Genomic DNA, 21,909 nt, shown 5'->3' on the forward strand with positions numbered 1-21,909 from the left:
GTGGCATGCCGAGCGGCGTCGTGTCCGACGCCGCTCCGACGACCGTGAGCGGCCGCGCCGCACGCGTCACGGGCACCGTCCGCGTCGTCGGATCCGGCCTCCTCGGCGCGAGCATCGGGCACGCGCTCACCCAGCAGGGCGTCGACGTCGCGCTCGCCGACACGTCGCCGTCGCAGCTGCGGCTCGCGGTGGACTACGGGGCGGGCCGCCCCGCTGCGGATGGCGACGACCCCGAGATCGTCGTCGTGTGCGTTCCGCCGGACGTCGTCGCCGACGTCGTCGCGTCGGAGCTCGCGCGCTTCCCGCGCGCGGTCGTCACGGATGTCGCATCGGTCAAGCTCGAGCCGCTGCGGGCCCTGCGCGCCCGCGGCGTCGACCTCACGCACTACATCGGCTCGCATCCCATGGCCGGTCGCGAGCGCGGCGGGGCGATCTCCGCGCGCGCCGACATCTTCACCGGGCGCCCGTGGGTGATCTGCCGCGACGGCGAGACGCCCGCGGCCGACCTCGCGCGCATCGAGGCCCTCGCGCTCGACCTCGGCGCCGTGCCGGTCGAGATGACGCCCGAGGAGCACGACCGCTCGGTGGCGCTCGTGTCACACGTGCCCCAGGTCGTCGCGTCCCTGCTCGCGGCGCGCTTCGCGGATGCCCCCGACCTCTCTCTGAGCCTCGCCGGGCAGGGAGTGCGCGACACCACGCGCATCGCGCACTCGGCGCCCGAGCTGTGGGTGCAGATCCTCAGCGCGAACGCCGAGCCCGTCGTCGAGGCGCTCGACGCGCTCGCCGCGGATCTCGCCGCGGCCGCGGAGGCCCTTCGCGCCCCTGACGCCCCGGGCGCCCGTCGCGCGATCGCCGAGACCATCCGCCGCGGCAATGTCGGCGTGGAGCGCCTGCCGGGCAAGCACGGCCAGCGCCGACGCTTCGAGTCGCTCGTCGTCATGGTCGACGACGTGGCGGGCCAGCTCGGCCGGCTGTTCGGCGACCTCGGCGAAATCGGCGTGAACGTCGAGGACTTCCGACTCGAGCACTCTCCGGGGGCCCCGCTCGGCCTCGCGGAGATCGCGGTCGACCCGGCCATCCTGAGCGCCGCCGTGGAGGGCCTCGAGTCCCGCGGCTGGCGGATTGCGAGCACCAGTGACTGAACCCTTCTTCATCGGCATCGACGGCCCCGCGGGCGCGGGCAAGTCGAGCGTCTCCAAGGAGAGCGCCCGGCGTCTCGGCTACGGCTACCTCGACACCGGGTCGGTGTACCGCGCCCTCGCATGGCACGTGCTCGCCGCCGGCGCCTCGACCGACGACGCCGACGCGGTCCTCGCGGCGTTCGAGACCTTCGAGCCCGTGGTCTCCCTCGATCCCGATGTGCGGACCATCCGCGTGGGCGAGACGGACGTGACCCAGGCCATCCGCACGCCCGAGACCTCCGCCGCCGTGAGCGGCGTCGCGCGCGTGCTGCCGGTGCGGGAGAAGATCAACGCGCTCTTCCGCGTGCTCGTGGCGGAGTCGGGGCTCCCGGGCGTCGTCGTCGAGGGGCGCGATATCACGACCGTCGTCGCGCCTGACGCGCCCGTGCGCATCCTGCTCACGGCCCACCCCGACGTGCGCGCGGCACGGAGGTCGGCCGAGCTCGGCGACCCCGACACCGCTGCCGTGGCGGAGGCGATGCGCAAGCGCGACGCGTCAGACAGCAAGGTCGTCGACTTCCTCCACGCCGCGCCCGGAGTGGACGTCGTCGACACGACCGACTTGGATTTCGACCAGAGCGTCGCCGCCGTGCTCGCGGTGATCGACGAGAAGACGGGAGGCCGGGATGGCCGCTGAGAACGAGTACGAGGGCGAGCCGGACCGGCTCGCCGAGAAGCTCGCGGAGCTCGACGAGGAGCTCGTCGAGCGCCGCGCGGAGACCCTGCGCGCGAGCCTCGAGGACTACGAGCTCGACGACGAGGATGCGGCGCTGCTCGCCGGCCTGCACGACGAGGGCGACGGGATCGAGTACCTTCCGGCCCTGCCGGTCATCGCGATCGTCGGCCGCCCGAACGTCGGCAAGTCGGCGCTCGTCAACCGGATCCTCGGCCGCCGCGAGGCCGTCGTCGAGGACACGCCGGGCGTCACGCGCGACCGCGTGACCTACAAGGCCGAGTGGCTCGGCCGTCGGTTCTCGCTCGTCGACACGGGCGGATGGGAGCCCGACGCGAAGGGCATCGACCGGTCGGTCGCCCTGCAGTCGGAGGTCGCGATCGAGCTGGCCGACGTCATCCTCTTCGTCGTGGACGCGACGGTGGGCGCGACCTCGACCGACGAGCACGTCGTCCGCCTGCTGCGCAAGACGTCGAAGCCCGTCTTCCTCGTCGCGAACAAGGTCGACGACGCGCGTCACGAGCCCGAGGCCGCCGCCCTGTGGAACCTGGGCCTCGGCGAGCCGCACCCGGTCTCGGCCATCCACGGCCGCGGCGTCGCGGACCTGCTCGACGCCGTGCTCGCGAAGACGCCCGACGTGTCGGCCGTCGCCAAGCACGAGATCGGCGGGCCGCGTCGTGTGGCCATCCTCGGCCGCCCCAACGTCGGCAAGTCGTCGCTGCTCAACAAGGCGGCCGGCGAGGAGCGCGTGGTCGTCAACGACCTGGCGGGCACGACGCGCGACCCCGTCGACGAGGTCGTGGAGCTCGGCGGCAAGCTGTGGCGTCTCGTCGACACCGCGGGCATCCGCCGCCGGGTGCACATGCAGCAGGGCGCGGACTTCTACGCCTCGCTGCGCACCTCGGCCGCGCTCGAGAAGGCGGAGGTCGCGGTCGTCGTGCTCGACGTGACCCAGCCGATCAGCGAGCAGGACGTGCGGATCATCGACCTCGTGCTCGAGTCGGGGCGCGCGCTCGTGCTCGCGTTCAACAAGTGGGACATGCTGGACAGCCCCGAGATGATCAACCAGGATCGCCGCCGCTACCTCGAGCGCGAGATCGAGCAGGATCTCGCGCACGTCGCGTGGGCGCCGCGCGTGAACATCTCGGCGAAGACCGGCCGTCGTCTCGACAAGCTCGTGCCCGCCCTCGAGCAGGCGCTCGAGTCGTGGGACCAGCGCATCCCGACCGGCAAGTTCAACGCGTTCATCACGGAGCTCGTCGCGGAGCACCCGCACCCGCTTCGGGGCGGCAAGCAGCCGCGCATCCTGTTCGGCACGCAGGCGGGCACGCGTCCGCCGACCTTCGTGCTCTTCACGACCGGCTTCCTCGACCCGGGCTACCGCCGCTTCGTGCAGCGACGCCTGCGCGAGCTGTACGGCTTCGAGGGCACGCCGATCGTCATCAACATGCGCGTGCGCGAGAAGCGCCAGCGCCGATAGGCCGCGACCGTCGCAAGGGCGCCCCTCTTCGGAAGGGCGCCCTCCGTGCGTCTGCGGGGCGGTCCGCCGGGGCGGGGTGGGTCGCTGGGGCGGGGTGGACGGCCAGGGCGGGGTGCTGGCAGCGTGCGTGTCCGGATTCGGATCGGTGGGGCTGGTGTGCGCGTGTCGTGCTCAGGGCGTGACTTATGCACCGCCGGTCCGATTTCAGGAACGGCGGATGGCCGCGGCGCTGGCAGCGTGCGTGTCCGGATTCGGATCGGTGGGGCTGGTGTGCGCGTGTCGTGCTCAGCGGGCGACTTGTGCACCGCCGGTCCGATTTCAGGAACGGCGGATGGCTGCGGCTCTGGCAGGTGACGGCGGATGGCGGCGCCCGCGCGTGATCCGGCTCGCGCGGGCATATGCGAGGCTGGAAGGGTGACGATCGAACCTCCCGCGCCCGGTGAGCCGCGACGGCCTGACGGCCCGCGCGACCCGGGTGACGCGTGGGTGGTCGCGGAGGACGGCACGCGCTACTGGGGCCGCTTCGGCGCTGCCGGGCTCCTCGCCGTCGATCCCGCGCGCGGTGTTCTCCTGCAGCACCGCGTCGGGTGGAGCCACTTCGGCGGAACCTGGGCTCTCCCGGGCGGCGCGCTGCACCAGGGCGAGAGCCCGCTGCGAGGCGCGGTCCGCGAGGCTCAGGAGGAGGCGGGCGTGCCGGACGGTGCGATCGTCCCGCGCTTCACGCACGTGTTCGATGCCCGCATCTGGCGGTACACGACCGTCGTGGCCGATGTCGCCGATCCGTTCGAGCCCGTGATCAGCGACCCCGAGAGCCTCGAGCTCGCGTGGGTGCCGCCCGCGATCGTCGACGCGCTGCCGCTTCATCCGGGGTTCGCTGCCGCGTGGCCCGATCTGCGTGCTCGTCTGGACATCCGTCCGGCTGTGCTCGTCGACGCGGCGAACGTCGTCGGCGCGGTGCCCGACGGATGGTGGCGCGACCGCCAGGGCGCCGCCACACGGCTGCGCGACCGCATCGCCCGCCTGGCCGAGCGCGGTATCGAGGCACCGACGCTGGGGCTCGAGGGCATGCGGTGGTTTCCGCTGTTCGCGATGGTGGTCGAAGGCGCTGCGCGCGGCGTCGAGGACGCGGATGGCGTGCGCGTGTTCTCCGCGGATGGCTCGGGTGATGACGAGATCGTCCGTCGTGCCCAGGCGATGGTCGCGTCGGGGCTGCGGCTCACTGTGGTCACGAGCGATCGGGAGCTGCGTCGGCGGCTGGACGAGGTCGGCGCGGCGGTCGAGGGGACGCGCTGGCTCCTCGAGCAGCTGGACTGATCTCGGTGCTCAGCTGCGCCCGAGCAGCTTGTCGATCTCTCGTCGCTCGCGCTTCGTCGGTCGGCCTGCGCCACGGTCACGCGTGACGATCGGCGCGACGAACTCACGAGGCGGTGGCGGGGGAGTGCGGTCCTCATACGCCTCTGCTGCGAGTGGCGCCGACACGCGCTTCTGGAGCATCCCGCGGACGCCGAGAATCCGGTCGAAGCCGTTAATGCGCACGCGCACCTCGTCGCCGACCTTCACGGCATAGGCCGCCTTCACGTGGTCGCCGTTGACCCGCACGTGTCCGCCGCGGATCGCCGTGGTCGCCGCGGACCGGGTCTTGTAGACGCGCACCGCCCACAGCCAGACGTCGATTCGAACGGACTCGCTCATGATCCGTCCATCGTACGGCGCGCTCGCCGCAGGGCGGTCAGAGGCGCAGAGCGACCACGGCTCGCGACGGGGTCGGGTGCGCGATGACCTCGAACCCCGCATTCGCGAACGTTGAGAGGGCGCCGACGTAGAGGTCGTTGGACCGCGTCTCGCGCCCGGAGTCCGTGTCGATGGGGTACGCCTCGAGCACGCGCGCCCCGTTGCTTCGTGCATAGTCCACGGCCGCGTCGAGCAGCGCGCGCGTGATGCCCTGGCCGCGGTGCTCGCGGCGGATGGAGAAGCACGTGATGGCCCAGACTCCGTCGTCCTCCAGAGGCTCCTGTGTTCCCGACTTCACGATGCGCGACCGCAGAACGCGCCGCTGCGCCGGTCGCGGGCCCACGCGCACCCAGCCGGCGGCCCGGCCATCTGCGTAGGCGACGAGGCCCGGGGGTTGACCGGCGTCGATCTCGTCGCGCAGCATGCGCTCGCGCTCGTCAACGGACGTGGTCTGCCACTCCTTGTTCGGAAGCACGGGCCACATGCACTGGCAGCTGCGGCCGTCGCCGCCGCCCGTGAGGGCGCTCTGCACGTCGTGCCACTGCGCTGTGGTGGCCGGCGCCGTCGTGATCTCAGCCATGCCCCGACGCTACCCCCGACCGCCGACACACGCGGCGGTCGTGTGGGTTCGCGGCACCTCGTTCGACCCGGTAGACTGTTCGAGTTGTCCGCGTCCGCGCGGGCTACGGGATGTGGCGCAGCTTGGTAGCGCACCTGACTGGGGGTCAGGGGGTCGCAGGTTCAAATCCTGTCATCCCGACAGAGAGCCCTGATGAGAAGTGATTCTTATCAGGGCCCACTGTTTCGTTTCTGGTTCCTCGACCGTTCTTGCACCCCGCGCATGCCCCAGGGATAGGCAAGATGTCCTGTAGCAGGGCTATCGCGACGAACAGCAGCGGGCTCAATTGGCCAGAGCCCTCGCTCAGCACCCCGAGATCGTCGTCCTGGACGAGCCGACCAACCATCTCGACATCCGCTACCGGCTGGAGCTCCTCGAGCTGCTCCGCAGTGAGGTCCTCACAGTCGTGACCGCGTTGCATGACCTCTACCTCCCCGCCCGCTTCTGCGACACAGTCATCGTGTTGCAGCACGGGAGGATAACGGCAGCAGGAGCACCAGAGGATGTCATCACGGCACCACTGATCGAAGACGCCTACGGCGTCACCGCGGTCGTGGAGATGTCGCCGCATACCCGAGCCGTCTCGGCGACCTACCTTCGAGTAAGTGATCACGTACCGGGTGCCGCTCGGTCTCAGGTGAGCGCCACGGCACGGGTGCCGTCAACTGGGTAGAGAGGCACAGCCCCTCGAGGCCGCCGTCTTCCGTTACGAGCGGAGGGCCGACAGCAGTGCGAATGCTGCTGCCGCGCGACGCACGGTGGCGTTGGCGGCTGCATCGGATGACGGCATCATTGTCCCGAGCCTCCTTCGCTGGTGTAATCGGACTACTGAACGTGCTGTGTCAGTGAGGACTTGTTGACGGTGTAGATCGCCTTGAACGTCGCCGCGAAGCTCACGGGGCCGCCCTTGATGATGGCGTGGAACGTGCCCTTGCTCAGGACGTTGAATGATCCTTCGAACCACGAGTAGTTCGGGGACCACTGGAAGACGCAGACGCCCTCCTGGTAGGAGCTGCCACGCAGGCTCTTCGACGTCACCTTGTAGTTGCTCACGGTGGCGGAGAAGTCCTGCTTGATCCAGCAGGCACCGCCCGCGGGGACACCGGCGAAGACACTGGAGGTGTAGTTCGCGAACGGAGTCACGCGGTTCGGCTCCTGTGTCGGAGCGTCGCTCTTGAACGCCTCCATGATGTCGGCGGCGTACGCGTCCGCGTCTCCGTCGTAGAGGGCGACGACGTCCGGACCAGCGTCGATGCTGATGTCCCCGAACGAAGCCTCGAGGCCGTTGGTGTCCACGGCTGCGTCAAGCTGAGTCTTCAGCGACTGCTCAGCCTCGGTGTTGAACTGAGACACCGCACCTTCAGTGTCCGCAGCCTGGGCGGGTGCTGCTCCCGCCAGGACGCCGACAGCTACGACGCATGCCAGCATGACGTTGGCGATCTTTGCACTCTTCATGATTTCCCTTCTCAGTGGTTTTTCGTGCCAGCCCGAACCACGACAGTGGCCGCGAGCTTGTCAGCGAAGCTCTGCGCCCGGCTGTCCCAGAGCGGCCAGAGGAATCCGACCCCGAGACTCAGCATGTCGAGGAGATGGCCGGCCGCTCGGGCCGCCTGTCGTCCCCGCCCAGCCACACGATCATCGAGAGTCAGGACGCGCAATCCACAGAGTCGTTGGGACGGTGTCTGGCCGTCCTTCGACAAGGCGGAGCCGATCACGACGATTGCGGCGAAAGCGAGGGTCGCGACCAGCGCCCCTCCCCATCCGCCCGGCCAGGACCGGCGGAAGAAGACGGTGCCGAGGAGCTGGGAGAGAAGCGACCAGGGGATCAGCGTCCCCACAAGGAAGTCGCCCGCTCTTCTCCACCAGAGCACCTTCATTGTGTTCTCCCGGTCCTTGACGGAGCCTCTTGCTGAGTGGACCATCTCCGCGTCTTTCGTCCCATTCACTGTGAAACCATCCTTCGTGCGCGGAAACCATGTCTGCGGACTCTGGCTTTGTGCGTCCATCACCGGGGGACGATCCCTCTGGTTCGCTAGCGCTGTGCCTTCACCGCAGTTTGAGGCGAGTCGCGGCGGTTCAGCAAGGCTGGCGGGGCTTCCTAGCCCTGGGGCTATGAATTCCAGAAGGGTGGTGCATTCTCAAGGGACTATGCGAGTTTTGCCCCCCGGGAGCGAGGTCAGGCGAGGGAAATGGGACTCAGAAGAAGGGGTCCGGAACGGGGCGAGGACTGCTCGCGCGCTGCACGTACGCGTCAGAGGTTGATGATGCCGAGCTCGGTGGCACGGAGAACGATCTGCAGGCGGTTCTCGACACCCCACAGCTGGTTGATGTGCCTGATGTCGGCCTTCACCGTGCTCTCGGCGTAGTGGAGCTCGTCGGCGATCTCAGAGTTGGACATGCCCCTCGCGATCAGCTCGATGATCTGCCGCTCTCGGTCACTGAGCGCGGGACCATCGGTGAAGCGTCCGTCGCCGGACGCGATCGCGGCGCGCACGAATCGCTCTTGCACTTCGGGTGAGACGACGCGGTCGCCGGCGTGGGCGGCGACAATGGCGTCGATGATCTGCCCAGGGGTGGAGTTCTTCACCAGGTATCCGCAAGCACCGGCATGAAGCACCTCGAGGGCGCGCCACTCGGTGGTGAACGTCGTCAGCGCGACCACGCGACAGCGCGGGTTCCACTCCAGGACACGACGGGTGGCTTCGACGCCGCTGACCTCGGGCATCTTGATGTCCATCAGCACCACGTCCGGCTGAGCCTGCTTGCATGCCTTGACGACCTCCGAGCCGTCTTGGGCTTCTCCCACGAGGGTGACTCGTGCATCGTCAGCGATGAAGGCCCGAAGGGCGTGGCGCACCAGGGCTTCATCGTCCACGACGAGAACGCGCACGACTTCACTCACCTCTTCACGCTATCGCTCTTGCGAGGGCGAATCTGTAGCCCCAGGGCTATGGTTCTCCAGCCCTGGGGAGGTGCGACGTAGTGTGGAGGAACATCCATGTACCGGGACGCCGTCGCCCGCTCGGGCAGAGGTCGTGTCTTGACCGTGAGGAGTCACCATGCACACCCCGACCATGTTCAGCCTCGCATCGTTGGTTCGCCTGGCCAGTGGGGCGAATGCCGACCTCGGCGACTGGCTGTGCAAGGTGCTGGGGATCTGTGCCTGAACCGCGCGATCGTCCTCGCGCCGGCGGCGAGCTGACGCTCTCCGACCCGGGACGGACGTCTCTGCGCCGAATGCTCGTTTCCAGACAGTTCCGGCAGCAGCGATCCCTGCATCCGATCGCCCGCATCCTGCTCATCGTCGTCGTTAGCGTCCTGGTGTGTATCGCTCTGGGCTTCATCGTCGCCACCGGGCGCTTCGCCCGAGCAGATTTGCTTGCGCTGATGCTCTATGCCGCCATCGCAGCCTTCGCATGGCACCCCCTGACTGCGGCGTTCATGGTCATGGTGATCTGCGGCCTCGGCGCGGTGCTGGCCGGCAGCGCCGGCGACCTTCTCGAGCTGGCAATCGCGCTGGGACTGGTGGCAGCGACGTGCGCACCCTGGGTGATCGTGATCCACGTCGTGGTGCTCGGCGTGATCACCGCGGACATCGCTCTGAACGGCTCGTCCCTCACCGACGGCGGGGTCTTCGGGATCGCGGGTATCGCAGTGATCTCGTTCCTAGCGGGTCTCACCTTTCGGCTCGTCTCAGCACGGGAGGCGATCTTCGCCTCCGAACGTGCCCGCGTTGTGAGAGATCTCGAGACGCTGGCGCGGGAGGAGCAGGAGCGGATCGCCGATGAGCTGCACGACGGGATCGCGCACGATCTCACGCTCGTGCTGTTCCACGCCCGCGCACTGCCGCGCCAGCCAGACGAGGCAGCACGGCAGGTGTCCCTCTCGACGATCGAAGACTCCGCCGAGAAGGCGCTTGAGAGAATCCAGTCCCTGCTGTCTCTGATCCGCGACACCAGTGCTGGCGGCGCGGGTTCATGCCCGACACGGTATGAGGGCGACGTCGTCGACGTCGTGACATCCCTCGGAGCCTTGTTGAAAGATGCCCACATCCCCACGCGTGTCTCCACGCCTCGCACTCCGCTCGGTGCGACGCCGGCTGCGGATCGGGCGCTCACGGAGACCGCGATAGAGGCCGTCACCAACATCCTCAAGCACGCCCCGAACTCACGCTCCGCGAGCGTGGAGATCCTTCGTCAGCCCGAAACCGTCGAGCTCGCCGTGAAGAACGTCTCGACGCCGTTGGCGAGCGGAGCGGTCGGCGGCAGCGGGGGAGGCCGTGGCCTCGTGCGCGCCCGCCAGCGCCTCATCCACCACGGAGGGCAGCTGCAATCAGAAGCCACCGCGGATGGGTGGGTCCTCCGTGCCACCGTTCCTGCCTCTGGTGCGGAGTTGGAGCGAATAGTCGCGACGGAGAGCCGCGCAGCACACTAACTCGGGGTGCTGGCTTCCTCGGAGAACTCGATCGCACCGAGAAAGTTGTTGCTAGGGTCATAGAACTTCACGAACCGGGCGAAACCGAGATCCTCGATGCTGGCGATTCGTGCCTGCTTCTGCTCCTATTACCGCACTGCGGAAGTGGACGCGCGTGCCGTTCGTCGAATCGCCGACGACCCGATCCGCACGCCGGTGCTCGCGCTCGGCGGGGAGTTCGGCATGGGCAGCGCCGTCGAGGAGGGGATGAGGGGCCTCGCGAGCGACGTCACGGGCCGTGTCCGCCCGGGAGCGGGCCACTATCCGGCCGAGCAGAATCCCGCCGCCGTCATCGACGCGGTCATCCCGTTCCTGAGCGCCCACGCGGACTGAGCTGCGGGGCACGCGCGCTGCACCGCTCACACCAGCAGCAGGCGCCTCCAGCTATCCGCGAGCCAGGCGCGGAAGCGCTCGGGGGGCCATCCGCGTGCCCCCACCAGCAGATTCCAGTACTCGGGGGCGTTCATGCTCCAGACGACATCCGCTACCGCCTCGTCGTCGAGGTCGTCCCGCAGCTCGCCCGTTGCGCGCAGGTCGGCGGCGAAGTCCCGCATGTTCAGCGCGCGGCGCTCCGAGATCTCGTCCCACAGCCGCCGACACGAGTCGTCGGTGCGAGCGGCGTCGCTGAGCGCGGCGAAGACGGGTGCGAGTCGCTGCTGGATGGCGGTGACGGCTCCGGCGTAGAGGTCGAGCTTCTCGCCCGCCGTCGCCGCGGCCCTGATCCGCAGGACGTAGTCGCGCTCATGAGCCGGCACCGTCTCCGCCGTGCCGGACAGGGCGGACTCCACGACGGCGCGGATCACGTCGGGCTTCCGTCCTACCGCCCGATACATCGTGTCGACGTTCACGCCGGCGCGCGCGGCGATCTTGTGCACCGTCGTCCGGTCGAATCCCTCGGTCACGAGGAGATGGCGTGCCGCGTCGATCACCGCCGCGCGGGTGCGGCCGGCGCGCTCGGCCCGGACGGGGGAGCGGTATGCGCGCGGCGTCACGTCGTGCTCATCCCGCCGGTCATCTCGCGATCTCCGCGGCGACGTGCGCGGCGTCCCGAGCGGCTCCGCCGATGAGCGTCGACGTGAGCCCGAACTGGAAGGGCAGCCCGAGGAACGCGAGGCCGGGGATGACCGTCGAGATGCCCCGACGATGCTCCGGCAGCCCGAGCTCGTCGAGGGGCAGGCCCTCGATCCAGTCCAGTGCTGGGCGGTACCCGGTCGCCCAGAGCACCGTGTCCACCGCGACGACGCGTCCGTCGGCGAGCGCCGGCTGACCGTCCACCGCGGCGACGAACCGGGGCGCTCGAGTGGCGCCGGCCTCATCAAGCGCCCGCGCGCTGAGGCCGATGAGCGGCGCGCCCGCCCGGAGCGCACGCGGCGCCGCCTTGCGCCCGATCGGCGTCGCACGCGTCAGGACGTGGTGAAGGAACGCGAACCAGAGCGCGCCCGCGACGTTGAGCAGAGGCTTCGGGATGGCGGGGGTCGGGCGCCCGGCGACCGTCACCTCACGCCCGCTGCGCGCGAGCTCGATGCCGAGCTGCACGCCCGACGCTCCGCACCCCACGACAAGCACGCGCTCGCCGGGCAGATCCTCCGGACGGCGGTAGTCACCGGAATGCACCTGCATGATCCCGGCGTCGAGGCCGGCCGCCTCGGCGGGAACCCGAGGCTCGGCATGACCGCCGGTCGCGATCACGACGCGCCGCGCGCCGATCTCGGCCGCGCCGCGAGCGGTCTCGAGGCCCACGATGAATCCGCCGGCCGGCGCGGCGACGACGCGCGTCGCGCGCACGCCCATCCGCAGGGGAGAGCGGATGGCCTCGGCATAGTCGTCGAGGTAGTCGGCGAACTCGCGTCCGCGAGGGCAGTACGATGCCGAGTCGGCCGGGAACGGGCGGTCGGGAAGGGCATCGAATCGCGCGGGAGTGAACAGCCGCAGGGAGTCCCAGCGGTCGCGCCATACGTCGCCGGGTGCCTCGCGGGCATCGACGACCTCGTGAGCCACATGTCGTCGCATCAACTCGCGACTGAGGGCGAGGCCGCACTGCCCCGCGCCGATGATGAGGACGTCGGTGTCCATGGCGCGCTCCCTATTCGTACGAACATGCTTCGTATGAATTCGACGCTACGCCGCGAGAGGTCGGGCGTCAACGGGGCTCTCCTCACCGCCATCGGCGCCCGGCCCGGATAGGGTGACGACGTGCCAGCCCCCGTCTCGCCGACTCCCGCCGCGGCGCCGGTTCCCCGCCCCGGCGCCGTGTACTTCATCGGCCGCGTCATCCTTCGTCCCCTGTTCTGGCTGCTCTACCGCCCGCGCGTCACCGGGCGAGAGAATGTGCCGGCGAGCGGCCCCGTGCTCCTCGCGAGCAACCACCTCGCGTCGCTCGACACGGTCATCATCCCGACCTCCGCGACGCGGCCCGTGCAGTTCCTCATCAAGTCGGCGTACTTCACCGGCCCCGGGGCTCTCGGCCGCGCCAAGCGCTGGTTCTTCACCTCGATCGGCGGGGTTCCCGTCCAGCGCGCCACCGGACGCGACGCCCGTGCCGCGCTCGACGCGGGAAGCAGCATCCTCCGGGCAGGCAGCGTCTTCGCCGTCTTCCCCGAGGGCAGCCGCTCGCGTGACGGCAAGCTGCACGACGGCCACGGCGGCGCGGCATGGATGGCCCGCGACACCGGCGCCGCCGTCGTGCCCGTCGGCCTCATCGGAACCGGGACCGTCGCGCCGTTCAGCCATCTCCTCCCCGGGCGGCCGCGACTCGAGGTGCGCTTCGGCGAGCCGCTCGACCTCACCGACCTCGAAGGCATGCCTGACGGCAAGGCGCGCCGTGAGATCACCAAGCGCATGATGGCTGCCATCGCCGCACTCAGCGGACAGGAGCGCTCGGGAAGCGTCAACGCGTCGTCGCGGGACTGACGCGCGGCGCGAGGCGGCGTGCGCAGCGACCTCGTGGCCGCAGTGCGGCTCAGCTCACGAGCTCCCGCAGCGAAGAGATCGTGTAGTCGTACGCGTCCGACGCCGCGGGCGCGTCGGCATGTGGCCGTGGGTAGTACGCCGTCTGGAACCCGAACCCCTTCGCAGCGTCGAGATCCCACGGATGCGCAGCCACGAAGACGCACTCCTCGGGGATGAGCCCGAGGGCGTCGATCGCGAAGCGATACGCCTCGGGCTGCGGCTTGAAGGCCCGGACGAGGTCGGCCGAGAGCAGAGCGTGCCACCGCAGCCCTGCCGCTGCCGAGAACGCGGATGCCGCCGGGAGCGTGCTGTTCGTCAGCCCGACGACGCGTGCGGACTCCGCGAGCGCGGTGAGCTCGTCGGCGGCACCCGGGAAAGCGGCCAGAGAGCACCCGACCCGCCGCAGCGCCTTGAGCTGTGCGCGCCCCGGCCGATCCTGCCGCTCCTGCAGCACGCCGCTCAGGGCCTCCGACCTCAGCGACTCGTAGTCGGCCCAGTCGCGCTCGCCGCGAACGACGGCGTCGACCTCGGACTCGAGCCCCGCCTGCCATTCGCGTGCGAAGGCGAGCGACTCGGCGTCGGAGAGGCGGAGCACCTCCGCGACGACCCTCTGCACCGTGCCCACTTCGTCGGTCAGCGTCCCGACGATGTCGAACACGAAGGTTCGCGGCCGGGCGGATGGGCCGTCAGGGATCCTCTGCGCACGCTCCACACCGCCACGCTAACGGCGCACGCGACAGCGCATCCGGCTCGCCGGGATTCGCGCAGGGTCTTCGGAGCTTCACGAGCCCGACGGGGGAACGAGCGCTCGGGGATGCGCGTCTGCGTCGATGACCTCGCCGTTCGCGGGGAGCGTGCCGTTGAAGGTGATGCCGACGGCACCGGCTCGCTCGATGTCGCGGCTGTCGAGCGCCTGCACATGGACGTGGGGCTCGGTGCTGTTTCCCGAGTTCCCGCATTCGCCGAGCACGTCGCCGATCCGCAGCTCCTGCCGCGGGCGCACGGCGACACTGCCCTGACGCAGGTGGCACAGCGCGACGATGACGCCGCGCTTCTCGATCAGGACGTGGTTTCCGGCCAAGGCGATCCAGCCGGCCCTGGCGCGACGCCGCTGGGTCAGCGCGTAGCGGAGCGAGGGCAGCCCGCGATAGGCAGGGTGATCCGGCTCGCCGTCGTGCACCGCCAGGACGACGCCATCGACAGGAGCCAGGACGGGGCGCCCGAATCCGGGGAACCTGTCGACGGGTTCCGGCTTCACGAGAGAGCCGAGGGTGATCGGGGCGGTGCGCCCGGTCTCGTCGACGGGAACGAAGTCGATGGCGTAGTCCGTCGCGAACAGCCGCGTCCCGTGGCTGGGAACCCGGTTCGCCGGACTGTTCCGCGCGAGCCAACGACCTGCGAAGGGATATCTCAGATCGATCGAAGTGCTCATGTCGCTGTCACCTCACGTCCGCGATGACCCCGGGGAACCGTGGCGCGAGCTCTCCGGCGAGGAAGCCCACGCCATCCGTGCCGCGTGCGAGCTCGTCGCCCGCGCTCGCGTGCACGTAGGTCGCCCACACGGCGGCCCGAGCGGGGGAGACCCCGCGGGCGGCGAACCCCGCGACGGCGCCCGCGAGGACGTCGCCGCTTCCTGAGGTGCCCAGGCCCGCTCCGCCCGCGCGGATGGCCCAGGCGCTGCCATCCGCATCGGCCACGAGCGACTGCGTCGCGACCGCCGCTCCGTACCGGCGGGCCGTCTCGCGGGCCGCTCGCCGGATCTCGCGCGCATCAGAGGCATCCACCTCGTCCTCGTCGAGCAGCACGCCGAGCTCGGTCGGGCTCGGCGTGAGGATGAGGCGCCCGCGAACGGCGGAGGCGAGGTCGGGATCGGCTGCGAGCGCACCGAGAGCGAACGCGTCGACAACGAACACGACCGACTCCGGCGCCTCGGTCGCGAGCGACGCGAGCAGGCGCCCCGCGACCTCGATGTCGTCGAGTCCCGACCCGACGAGCACGGCCTGCACGCGGTCGAGCTCCGGAACGAGAAGGGCGCTCGCCTCCGCGCGGACGGAACCCTGGTCGGTCTCCGGCAGCGCGACGATGCCCGACTCGGGAACCGCTGCGCCCACGGACGGTGCGACGGAGCGCGCCACGGCGAGCGTGATCCGACCGGCGCCGACCCGGAGGGCGGCCGTTCCGGCCAGGATGGCGGCGCCTGGGCTGCGCAGCGCCCCGCCGACCACGAGCACGGTGCCGCGCGAGTACTTCGAGTCGCCAGGGTCGGGAAGCCCCCAGCCGCGCAGCAGCCGGGGCGTGACCCGCTCACTCCGCAGAGACACGCGATTCCGCCTCCGCGTCGTCGGGATGCCCGGGGTCGATCTCGCCGCCGCTGGGCAGCGCGTCCCGGCGCCCGGTGTGCAGCGTCGCCTCGACGCCCGCCTCGATCAGGTGGCCGACGTCGCCGACGCGTGCAGCGCGCCAGCGTCCGTCCGCCCGCTCGAGCACCGTCGCCGATGCGTTCGGCACGGGCTCCTCGATCGCCGCGGCGAGGACGCGGCGCTCATCCCACCCCTCGAGCACGTACCGGATCAGGTGGACGACCGCCTCGTGCACGAACACGACGCCGGTCGCGGCTGCCGCCCCGGCTGCGTCGGAGAGGAACGAGCGCAGTCGCAGCGCGACGTCCGCCCACGACTCGCCGCCCGGCGGACGATAGAAGAACTTGCCCAGATGGTCGCGTCGCTCGGCCTCCGACGGATACCGCGCGACGACGCCGTGCGAGGTCAGGTGATCGAGCACGCCCAGCTCGCGGTCGCGGAGGCGCTCGTCGGCGACCGCGGGCGCGCCGAGTTCCGCGAGGGCGCGCTCGGCCGTCTGCGCCGCGCGTCGATACGGAGACGTCCAGGCGATCGCATCCCCCGCGCCGAGCGCGCGCAGCGCCGAGCGGAGCGCGGCCGCCTGCGCCTCGCCGGTCGGGGAGAGCGGTGTGTCCGCGTCGCGGTACGGAAGGTCGATGACCTCCTCGCCCGCACGCTCGGCGGCGCTCGCCGCCTCGTTGCCGACGCTCTCGCCGTGGCGGATGAGGATGAGCCGCTGGAGTGCCATCGTCCGAGGCTAGCGAGCGGCCCCCGCCGGTCGGCAACCCCTTGCGCGCCTACGCGCTGCGGGTGTGTTCCTCGACGTCGGGCTCGGCCCGCAGCACGTCGGCGATCTCCTCCTCGGGTCGCGGCGCGACGGTCTCGTCGTCCTCCAGCTCGGGCACGCTCGGCTCGCCCGGTGCGGGGACGTGATGCTCTTCCTGTCGAGACATGGCGGCTCCTTCGCTCGCGTCGTGCACAGCGTAACGCGGTCGTCCGCGACACTGGGGGCATGGCACTTCTCGACCATCTCGGAATCACCGTGGAAGACCTCGCGCGGGCCAAGGAGCAGTACCACCCCATCCTCGAGGCGCTCGGCTACACGTGCGGATTCGACGACGGCAGCTCCGTCTCCTGGCAGCGCGGCGACGACACGGAGTTCATCATCTATCCGCCCCGCGAGCCCGACAGCGGGCCCCACCGTCACGGGCGGGTCGGATGGCAGCACCTCGCGTTCGCGGTCGACTCGCGCGAGGAGGTGGACCGGATGCACGCGATCGCGCTCGCCGCAGGGTGGACCCCCGTGCGCGACCCCAAGGAGTACCCGCGCTACACCGACCGGTACTACGCGTCGTTCGTCGAGGATGACAGCGGCATCCGTCTCGAGTTCATGCACAATCCGCCGGCCGACGCGTCCTGACGAGGGCACGGTCGCCGGCGATCCGGTGGTCAGCGCCGCCGCTGCGCGCGGGCCGCGCACGCGACGCACGTGCGTGAAGCGGGCCGGGCGAGCAGCCGCTCGCGGGCGATCGGCTGACCGCAGCTCTCGCAGACGCCGTACGCTCCTTCGTCCATGCGCGTGAGGGCGAGGTCGACGTCGGCGAGGTGAGCGCGCGTCGAGACGAGCAGCGCGCTCGTCTGCGAGCGCTCGAGCGCGATCGTCGATCCCTCGGGCTCGTGCTCGTCGTCGGTCGCCGTGTGGTCGACGGCGCCCACGATGTCGTCGAACGCGCCCGTGAGGGACGCGATCTGCGCGCGGGCGCGCCGGCTCTCGTCGACGAGCAGCTCGCGGAGCTCAGCGAGGTCGCCCGGCGTGAGCGCGGCCGCCTCCTCGGGACCTGCCATGCCCTCTCCTCCCGTCGTTCCCAACAGCCTTCCACGCAGCACCGACATCGACCATCCGCGGCCGCATGCCGACATCGGCGAGAACGCGCAACCCCGTGACATGCCGGGGGCCGACGCGCTATACCGAAGTGACCCGCAACGAGAAGGAGCGTGTCATGACCCATCGGATCGGCTACCTCGTCGGCAGCCTCTCGCAGGATTCCATCAACCGCGTGCTCGCGAAGGCGCTCATCCGCCTCGCGCCCGACAGCCTCGAGCTCACCGAGATCCCCATCCGAGACCTCCCGCTGTACAACCGCGACGACGAGATGGACCCGGTGCCCGCGGTGACCGAGTTCAAGGCCGCCATCGAGGGGTCGGATGGGCTGCTGTTCGTGTCGCCCGAGTACAACCGCTCGATCCCCGCGCCGCTGAAGAACGCGATCGACTGGGGATCGCGGCCGTGGGGTCAGAACTCCTTCGCCCGCAAGCCCACCGGCATCATCGGCGCATCGGTCGGAGCGATCGGCACCGCCGTCATGCAGTCGTCGATGCGCAGCGTGCTGAGCTTCCTCGACGCACCGCAGCTGAACGCGCCCGAGGCCTACATCACGTTCAAGCCCGAGGTCTACGGTGACGACGGCGAGGTCGCCGACGAGGGCACGGAGAAGTTCCTCCGCCACTACATGGACGAGTACGCGGCGTTCGTCGAGCGCGTGCTCTCGGTGACGCTGCCGGGCCACATGGGCGACTCCGACCCCGACACGATGCACTGACGCGCGCGAGACGAAGGAGGGAACGACATGCAGGCACCGAAGATCGTGAACGACCTCGTCGAGCGCATCGGGAAGACGAAGGAGCTCGACGGCATCGTCGAGAAGGTGAGCGGATGGGTCGCGGCCGTCACGAAGGCCGCTCCCGTCAAGAACGCGCTGTCGGGCTCGTGGCTCGGCCACCAGCTGCATCCCGTCCTGACCGACCTGCCGATCGGCGCATGGGGCGCGGCGACGGCCCTCGACCTCGTCGGGGGCGAGGACAGCGCGGAGGCCTCGCGCAAGCTCGTCGGACTCGGCCTGGTCGCCTCGGCGCCGACGGCGCTCGCCGGCGCGGCAGACTGGTCCGACACGTACGGACCCGACAAGCGGGTCGGCCTCGTGCACGCGGCGACGAACGGCACGGCCTCCGTGCTGCAGGCGGCATCGTGGTTGGCGCGCCGACGCGGCCACCGGGGGGTCGGCGTCGCGCTGAGTCTCGTCGCGGTGAGCGTCACGCTGGCGTCGGCCTACCTCGGCGGGCACCTGTCCTACGTCAAGGGCATCGGCGTCAACCACACCGCGTTCCAGAAGACGACCCGGAAGTGGAACGACGTCGCGGCCGACGACGAGATCCGCGAGGGCGAGCTCAACAGGGTGACGGTCGGCGACACGCCGCTTCTGCTCGTGCGCCAGCGCGGCGAGCTCCACGCGCTCTCGGCCACCTGCACGCACGCGGGCGGGCCGCTCGACGAGGGCGAGCTCGACCCGAGCGGCTGCGTCACGTGCCCCTGGCACGGAAGCCGCTTCCGCCTCGACGACGGCAGCGTCGATCGCGGCCCCGCGAGCGTGCCGCAGCCGCGCTGGGAGGTGCGGGTCGACGACGGCCGCGTGCTCGTGCGCGCGGCCTGATCGGACGGATGGCGGTGGCCGACATCGATCGCCCCGGCGCCGGGGAGTGGGTTCCCGAGGGAGCGGATCTGGACGGCCTTCGGCAGGCTGCCGAGACGTGCCGCGGCTGCGAGCTGTGGGAGGACGCGACGCAGGTCGTGTTCTCGCGCGGCTCGGCCGCGGCGCGTCTCATGCTCGTGGGGGAGCAGCCGGGCGACCGCGAGGACCTCGAGGGGGAGCCCTTCGTCGGCCCGGCGGGCCGGGTCCTCGCGGACGCCCTCGATGCCGCCAGCGTGCCGGATGAGGATGTCTACCGCACGAACGCGGTCAAGCACTTCCGCTTCGAGCGGCGCGGCAAGCGGCGCATCCACGAGAAGCCCGCCGTCGGCCATCTCACCGCCTGCCGACCGTGGCTCGAGGCCGAGATCGCCCTCGTGCGGCCATCCGCCATCGTGGCGCTCGGCGCGACCGCCGCGCGGTCGGTTCTCGGCGCCCCGGTGAAGATCGGCGAGGCACGCGGCACGTTGCTCGAGTCGGCGGACGCCTCGGTGACGCCGACGATCGTGACCGCGCACCCGTCGAGCCTGCTGCGCATCCGCGAGGCGACGGATCGGCAGACGGCCTTCGATCACCTCGTCGACGATCTGCGGACCGCTGCCCGGATCGCTCACGGATGACCCTTCCCCGATCGCTCTCGACGACATATCGTTGAGTATCGTTCGAGATAAAGGAGACGATCATGAGCGGTTCGTTCCCGGCCGGCGGCTTCGGCGGCGGCACCCCCCTCGAGGGCATGTGGCAGATGATGGAGCAGCTGCGCTCGTCGTTCGACAAGCGCGGCGGCACGCGGATGGGGCGCGGCGACGTGCGCGCGGCCGTGCTCGTGCTCCTCGCCGAGCAGCCGATGCACGGCTACCAGATCATCCGTGAGATCGAGGAGCGCACGGGCGGCAGCTGGAAGCCCAGCGCCGGCTCGGTGTATCCCACCCTGCAGCTGCTCGCCGACGAGGGACTCGTGCGCGCCGAGGAGTCGGGCGGCCGCAAGACGTACGTGATGACCGACGCCGGCCGCGAGGAGGCCGCGCGCGCCTCCGTCCCGTGGGGGTCGCCGTCCGAGGGCGCTGAGCGCCCGGCGTTCACGGCGCTGCCGAAGGCGGGTCTCGAGCTCGCGCAGGCAGCGGCCCAGGTCGGCCGCACCGGCACGCCCGAGCAGGTGCAGCAGGCGGTGGACGTGCTCGACGAGGCACGGCGCCGGCTGTACGCGATCCTGGCGCAGGACTGAGCGGGGTGGCGGCCGCCGGCGCGTCGGGCGCGCCCGTCGACGACGTCTCCCGCGCGCGCTACCGTCGCATCCTCCGCTTCGCGGCGCGGAACCTCGCGATCGAGTGGTGGTACGAGCTCGTGCTGCCGCGCATCGGCCTCGCGGGCGTTGCCGAGCGCACGAGGACGCAGCGTCTGACGCGCTTCGCGCGGCGCTTCCACGCGCTCGCCGTCGAGCTCGGCGGGCTCATGATCAAGGCGGGGCAGTTCATGTCGTCGCGCCTCGATGTGCTCCCGCCCGAGATCACCTCCGAGCTCGAGGGCCTGCAGGACGAGGTGCCGCCCGTGGCCTTCGCCGACGTCCGCGCGCTCGCGGAAGCCGAGCTGGGCATCCCGCTCGACCGTGCGTTCGCGGCTGTGGACGAGACCCCGATCGCGGCCGCGTCGCTCGGACAGGCGCACCGCGCGCGCCCTGCCGCGGCCGACGCGGCCCAGACGGGCATCCACGGCGTCGTCCTCAAGGTGCAGCGCCCCGGCATCGACGCTGTCGTCGACACCGACCTCGCGGCGCTCCGGCGGGTCGCGGGATGGCTGCGCCGCGTCCGCGTCGTCCGCGAGCGGGTCGACATGCCCGCGCTCATCGAGGAGTTCGCCCAGACGTGCCGCGAGGAGATCGACTATCTCCACGAGGCCGCCGCCTCCGAGCGCTTCGCCGAGGACTTCGCGGGCGACGCCCGCGTCGCGGTGCCGGCGGTGCTCTGGGAGCGCACGACGCGCCGCGTCCTCGCCCTTGAGGACGTCACCGCGATCAAGATCACCGACGCCGACGGACTGCGCGCGGCGGGCATCGACCCGGCCGAGGTCGCGCCCGTGTTCGCCTCGGTCATGTTCGACCAGCTCTTCGTGCACGGGTACTTCCACGCCGATCCGCACCCCGGCAACATCTTCGTGACGCCGACGGGCGGCGGCTCGTGGCGGCTCACCTTCATCGACTTCGGGATGATGGGCGAGGTCCCGCCGAGCACCCGCGCGGGGCTGCGCAAGGCGCTCATCGCCGCGGCGGCTCGCGACGGCCGCGGTCTCGTCGACGCGATCCGGTCGGTCGGTGCCCTCCTGCCCTCCGCGGATGTCGCCGAGCTCGAGCGCGCGCTCGCTGCGCTCTTCGCCCGCTTCGGCGGGATGGGGTTCGCCGAGCTGCGCGAGGTGGATCCGCGTGAGTTCCGGGACTTCGCGGCGGAGTTCGGCGATCTCGCCCGTGCGATGCCGTTCCAGCTGCCCGAGAACTTCCTGCTCGTCGTGCGCGCCATGTCGCTGACCTCCGGGGTGTGCAGCGCGCTCGACCCGCGCTTCAACCTGTGGGACTCGGTCGAGCCGTACGCCGCGCAGCTGCTGCGCGACGAGGGCGGCAACGTCGTGCAGGACGTCGCCAAGGAGGCACTCGACGCCGCAGGCCTCGCGCTGCGCCTGCCGAAGCGGCTCGACGGCCTCATCGGGAGGATCGAGGACGGCTCCGTCGAGGTGTCGACCCCGCGGCTCGATCGGCGCCTGTCACGGCTCGAGAACCTCGCGCGGCGGCTGGGCTCCGCGATCGTGTTCAGCGCGCTTCTCATCGCCGGGGCGGTCCTGCACGCGGGCGACGCGGCGCTCGGCGGCTGGCTCATGGCGGCCTCCGCGCTCCCGCTCCTGCACGCCGTGTTCGCGCGCGGGCGCTGAGTCGGCATCCAGACGGGTTCCTAG

The 21,909-nt window shown here is 70.9% G+C and carries 27 protein-coding genes and 1 tRNA gene; 15 read left to right on the plus strand and 13 right to left on the minus strand.

Annotated features, from left to right (window positions below; all coding sequences use genetic code 11):
- Positions 1–5: 5 nt before the first annotated feature.
- From M1D46_RS08010 to M1D46_RS08025, 4 genes are all read left to right on the plus strand, one after another.
- A complete protein-coding gene (locus M1D46_RS08010) occupies positions 6–1,142 on the plus strand; it encodes a prephenate dehydrogenase (protein ID WP_456287155.1) in 1,137 nt (378 codons plus the stop codon).
- Entirely contained in the window at positions 1,135–1,818 is a 684-nt protein-coding gene (gene cmk, locus M1D46_RS08015) for a (d)CMP kinase (RefSeq protein WP_456287092.1), read from the plus strand. Before M1D46_RS08010 ends, cmk begins: the two co-directional genes overlap by 8 nt.
- Positions 1,808–3,334, plus strand: coding sequence for a ribosome biogenesis GTPase Der (der, locus tag M1D46_RS08020; protein ID WP_282979224.1), 1,527 nt, complete (start codon positions 1,808–1,810; stop codon positions 3,332–3,334). The genes cmk and der overlap by 11 nt, the downstream gene beginning before the upstream one ends.
- Positions 3,335–3,748: 414 nt before the next feature.
- Positions 3,749–4,648, plus strand: a complete 900-nt coding sequence (locus tag M1D46_RS08025) for an NUDIX hydrolase (protein WP_271173373.1) — start codon at positions 3,749–3,751, stop codon at positions 4,646–4,648.
- 9 nt (positions 4,649–4,657) lie between these two features.
- On the opposite strand, the gene M1D46_RS08030 is transcribed toward M1D46_RS08025, so the two are convergent.
- Positions 4,658–5,026 carry an RNA-binding S4 domain-containing protein gene (locus M1D46_RS08030; protein WP_324011877.1) on the minus strand — a complete coding sequence of 123 codons (369 nt, stop codon included), beginning with the start codon at positions 5,024–5,026 and terminating at the stop codon, positions 4,658–4,660.
- A gap of 37 nt (positions 5,027–5,063) precedes the next feature.
- A complete protein-coding gene (locus M1D46_RS08035) occupies positions 5,064–5,645 on the minus strand; it encodes an N-acetyltransferase family protein (RefSeq protein WP_456287093.1) in 582 nt (193 codons plus the stop codon).
- 106 nt (positions 5,646–5,751) lie between these two features.
- Between M1D46_RS08035 and M1D46_RS08040 the strand changes: the two genes are divergently transcribed.
- A tRNA-Pro gene (locus tag M1D46_RS08040) sits at positions 5,752–5,825 on the plus strand.
- Between the two features lie 145 nt (positions 5,826–5,970).
- The gene (locus tag M1D46_RS08045; RefSeq protein WP_456287094.1) at positions 5,971–6,357 is read left to right on the plus strand and encodes a hypothetical protein; all 387 of its coding nucleotides are present in this window, start codon (positions 5,971–5,973) and stop codon (positions 6,355–6,357) included.
- A 152-nt stretch (positions 6,358–6,509) separates the two neighbouring features.
- Here M1D46_RS08045 and M1D46_RS08050 read toward each other — a convergent pair whose 3' ends face one another.
- The 3 genes from M1D46_RS08050 to M1D46_RS08060 all read right to left on the minus strand — a co-directional run bounded on the left by M1D46_RS08050 (position 6,510) and on the right by M1D46_RS08060 (position 8,586).
- A complete protein-coding gene (locus tag M1D46_RS08050; protein WP_456287095.1) occupies positions 6,510–7,139 on the minus strand; it encodes a hypothetical protein in 630 nt (209 codons plus the stop codon).
- 11 nt (positions 7,140–7,150) lie between these two features.
- Positions 7,151–7,690 (minus strand): RDD family protein, encoded by a 540-nt coding sequence (locus tag M1D46_RS08055; protein ID WP_456287096.1) that lies wholly within the window; start codon positions 7,688–7,690, stop codon positions 7,151–7,153.
- A gap of 245 nt (positions 7,691–7,935) precedes the next feature.
- Positions 7,936–8,586 carry a response regulator transcription factor gene (locus tag M1D46_RS08060; protein WP_324011869.1) on the minus strand — a complete coding sequence of 217 codons (651 nt, stop codon included), beginning with the start codon at positions 8,584–8,586 and terminating at the stop codon, positions 7,936–7,938.
- Between the two features lie 257 nt (positions 8,587–8,843).
- Here M1D46_RS08060 and M1D46_RS08065 point away from each other — a divergent pair, with 257 nt between their 5' ends.
- Together M1D46_RS08065 and M1D46_RS08070 are read left to right on the plus strand one after the other, a co-directional pair.
- A complete protein-coding gene (locus M1D46_RS08065; protein ID WP_456287097.1) occupies positions 8,844–10,118 on the plus strand; it encodes a sensor histidine kinase in 1,275 nt (424 codons plus the stop codon).
- Between the two features lie 144 nt (positions 10,119–10,262).
- Positions 10,263–10,490 carry an alpha/beta fold hydrolase gene (locus M1D46_RS08070; RefSeq protein ID WP_456287098.1) on the plus strand — a complete coding sequence of 76 codons (228 nt, stop codon included), beginning with the start codon at positions 10,263–10,265 and terminating at the stop codon, positions 10,488–10,490.
- Between the two features lie 26 nt (positions 10,491–10,516).
- Here M1D46_RS08070 and M1D46_RS08075 read toward each other — a convergent pair whose 3' ends face one another.
- Complete coding sequence (locus M1D46_RS08075; RefSeq protein WP_324011866.1) at positions 10,517–11,149, minus strand: TetR/AcrR family transcriptional regulator; 633 nt, start codon at positions 11,147–11,149, stop codon at positions 10,517–10,519.
- Between the two features lie 19 nt (positions 11,150–11,168).
- Positions 11,169–12,230, minus strand: a complete 1,062-nt coding sequence (locus tag M1D46_RS08080; RefSeq protein WP_456287099.1) for a flavin-containing monooxygenase — start codon at positions 12,228–12,230, stop codon at positions 11,169–11,171.
- A gap of 120 nt (positions 12,231–12,350) precedes the next feature.
- Between M1D46_RS08080 and M1D46_RS08085 the strand changes: the two genes are divergently transcribed.
- Entirely contained in the window at positions 12,351–13,067 is a 717-nt protein-coding gene (locus tag M1D46_RS08085; protein WP_456287100.1) for a lysophospholipid acyltransferase family protein, read from the plus strand.
- Between the two features lie 49 nt (positions 13,068–13,116).
- Here M1D46_RS08085 and M1D46_RS08090 read toward each other — a convergent pair whose 3' ends face one another.
- The 5 genes from M1D46_RS08090 to M1D46_RS08110 form a co-directional block, all read right to left on the minus strand.
- Positions 13,117–13,818, minus strand: a complete 702-nt coding sequence (locus tag M1D46_RS08090; protein ID WP_456287101.1) for a haloacid dehalogenase type II — start codon at positions 13,816–13,818, stop codon at positions 13,117–13,119.
- A gap of 69 nt (positions 13,819–13,887) precedes the next feature.
- Complete coding sequence (locus M1D46_RS08095; protein WP_456287103.1) at positions 13,888–14,538, minus strand: M23 family metallopeptidase; 651 nt, start codon at positions 14,536–14,538, stop codon at positions 13,888–13,890.
- A gap of 7 nt (positions 14,539–14,545) precedes the next feature.
- Positions 14,546–15,427, minus strand: a complete 882-nt coding sequence (locus M1D46_RS08100) for an ADP-dependent NAD(P)H-hydrate dehydratase (protein ID WP_456287104.1) — start codon at positions 15,425–15,427, stop codon at positions 14,546–14,548.
- The gene (locus M1D46_RS08105) at positions 15,411–16,193 is read right to left on the minus strand and encodes a histidine phosphatase family protein (protein ID WP_456287105.1); all 783 of its coding nucleotides are present in this window, start codon (positions 16,191–16,193) and stop codon (positions 15,411–15,413) included. Before M1D46_RS08105 ends, M1D46_RS08100 begins: the two co-directional genes overlap by 17 nt.
- A 49-nt stretch (positions 16,194–16,242) precedes the next feature.
- A complete protein-coding gene (locus tag M1D46_RS08110) occupies positions 16,243–16,398 on the minus strand; it encodes a hypothetical protein (RefSeq protein ID WP_456287107.1) in 156 nt (51 codons plus the stop codon).
- 59 nt (positions 16,399–16,457) lie between these two features.
- On the opposite strand from M1D46_RS08110, the gene M1D46_RS08115 reads away from it, so the two are divergent.
- The gene (locus M1D46_RS08115; protein WP_324011859.1) at positions 16,458–16,865 is read left to right on the plus strand and encodes a VOC family protein; all 408 of its coding nucleotides are present in this window, start codon (positions 16,458–16,460) and stop codon (positions 16,863–16,865) included.
- 29 nt (positions 16,866–16,894) lie between these two features.
- On the opposite strand, the gene M1D46_RS08120 is transcribed toward M1D46_RS08115, so the two are convergent.
- Positions 16,895–17,290: a TraR/DksA family transcriptional regulator gene (locus tag M1D46_RS08120; RefSeq protein WP_456287108.1), complete on the minus strand. Its 396-nt coding sequence runs from the start codon at positions 17,288–17,290 to the stop codon at positions 16,895–16,897.
- Between the two features lie 155 nt (positions 17,291–17,445).
- Between M1D46_RS08120 and M1D46_RS08125 the strand changes: the two genes are divergently transcribed.
- The 5 genes from M1D46_RS08125 (at position 17,446) to M1D46_RS08145 (ending at position 21,885) form a co-directional block, all read left to right on the plus strand.
- Positions 17,446–18,045: an NADPH-dependent FMN reductase gene (locus tag M1D46_RS08125; RefSeq protein ID WP_456284922.1), complete on the plus strand. Its 600-nt coding sequence runs from the start codon at positions 17,446–17,448 to the stop codon at positions 18,043–18,045.
- Between the two features lie 27 nt (positions 18,046–18,072).
- Positions 18,073–18,933 carry a Rieske 2Fe-2S domain-containing protein gene (locus M1D46_RS08130; protein WP_456287109.1) on the plus strand — a complete coding sequence of 287 codons (861 nt, stop codon included), beginning with the start codon at positions 18,073–18,075 and terminating at the stop codon, positions 18,931–18,933.
- A 14-nt stretch (positions 18,934–18,947) separates the two neighbouring features.
- Entirely contained in the window at positions 18,948–19,589 is a 642-nt protein-coding gene (locus M1D46_RS08135) for a UdgX family uracil-DNA binding protein (RefSeq protein ID WP_456287110.1), read from the plus strand.
- Between the two features lie 62 nt (positions 19,590–19,651).
- On the plus strand, positions 19,652–20,194 hold the full coding sequence (locus tag M1D46_RS08140; protein WP_456287111.1) for a PadR family transcriptional regulator: 543 nt from the start codon (positions 19,652–19,654) through the stop codon (positions 20,192–20,194).
- 5 nt (positions 20,195–20,199) lie between these two features.
- Entirely contained in the window at positions 20,200–21,885 is a 1,686-nt protein-coding gene (locus tag M1D46_RS08145; protein WP_456287112.1) for an ABC1 kinase family protein, read from the plus strand.
- Positions 21,886–21,909: the final 24 nt, after the last annotated feature.

This window comes from Microbacterium sp. JZ70, from assembly GCF_053903225.1.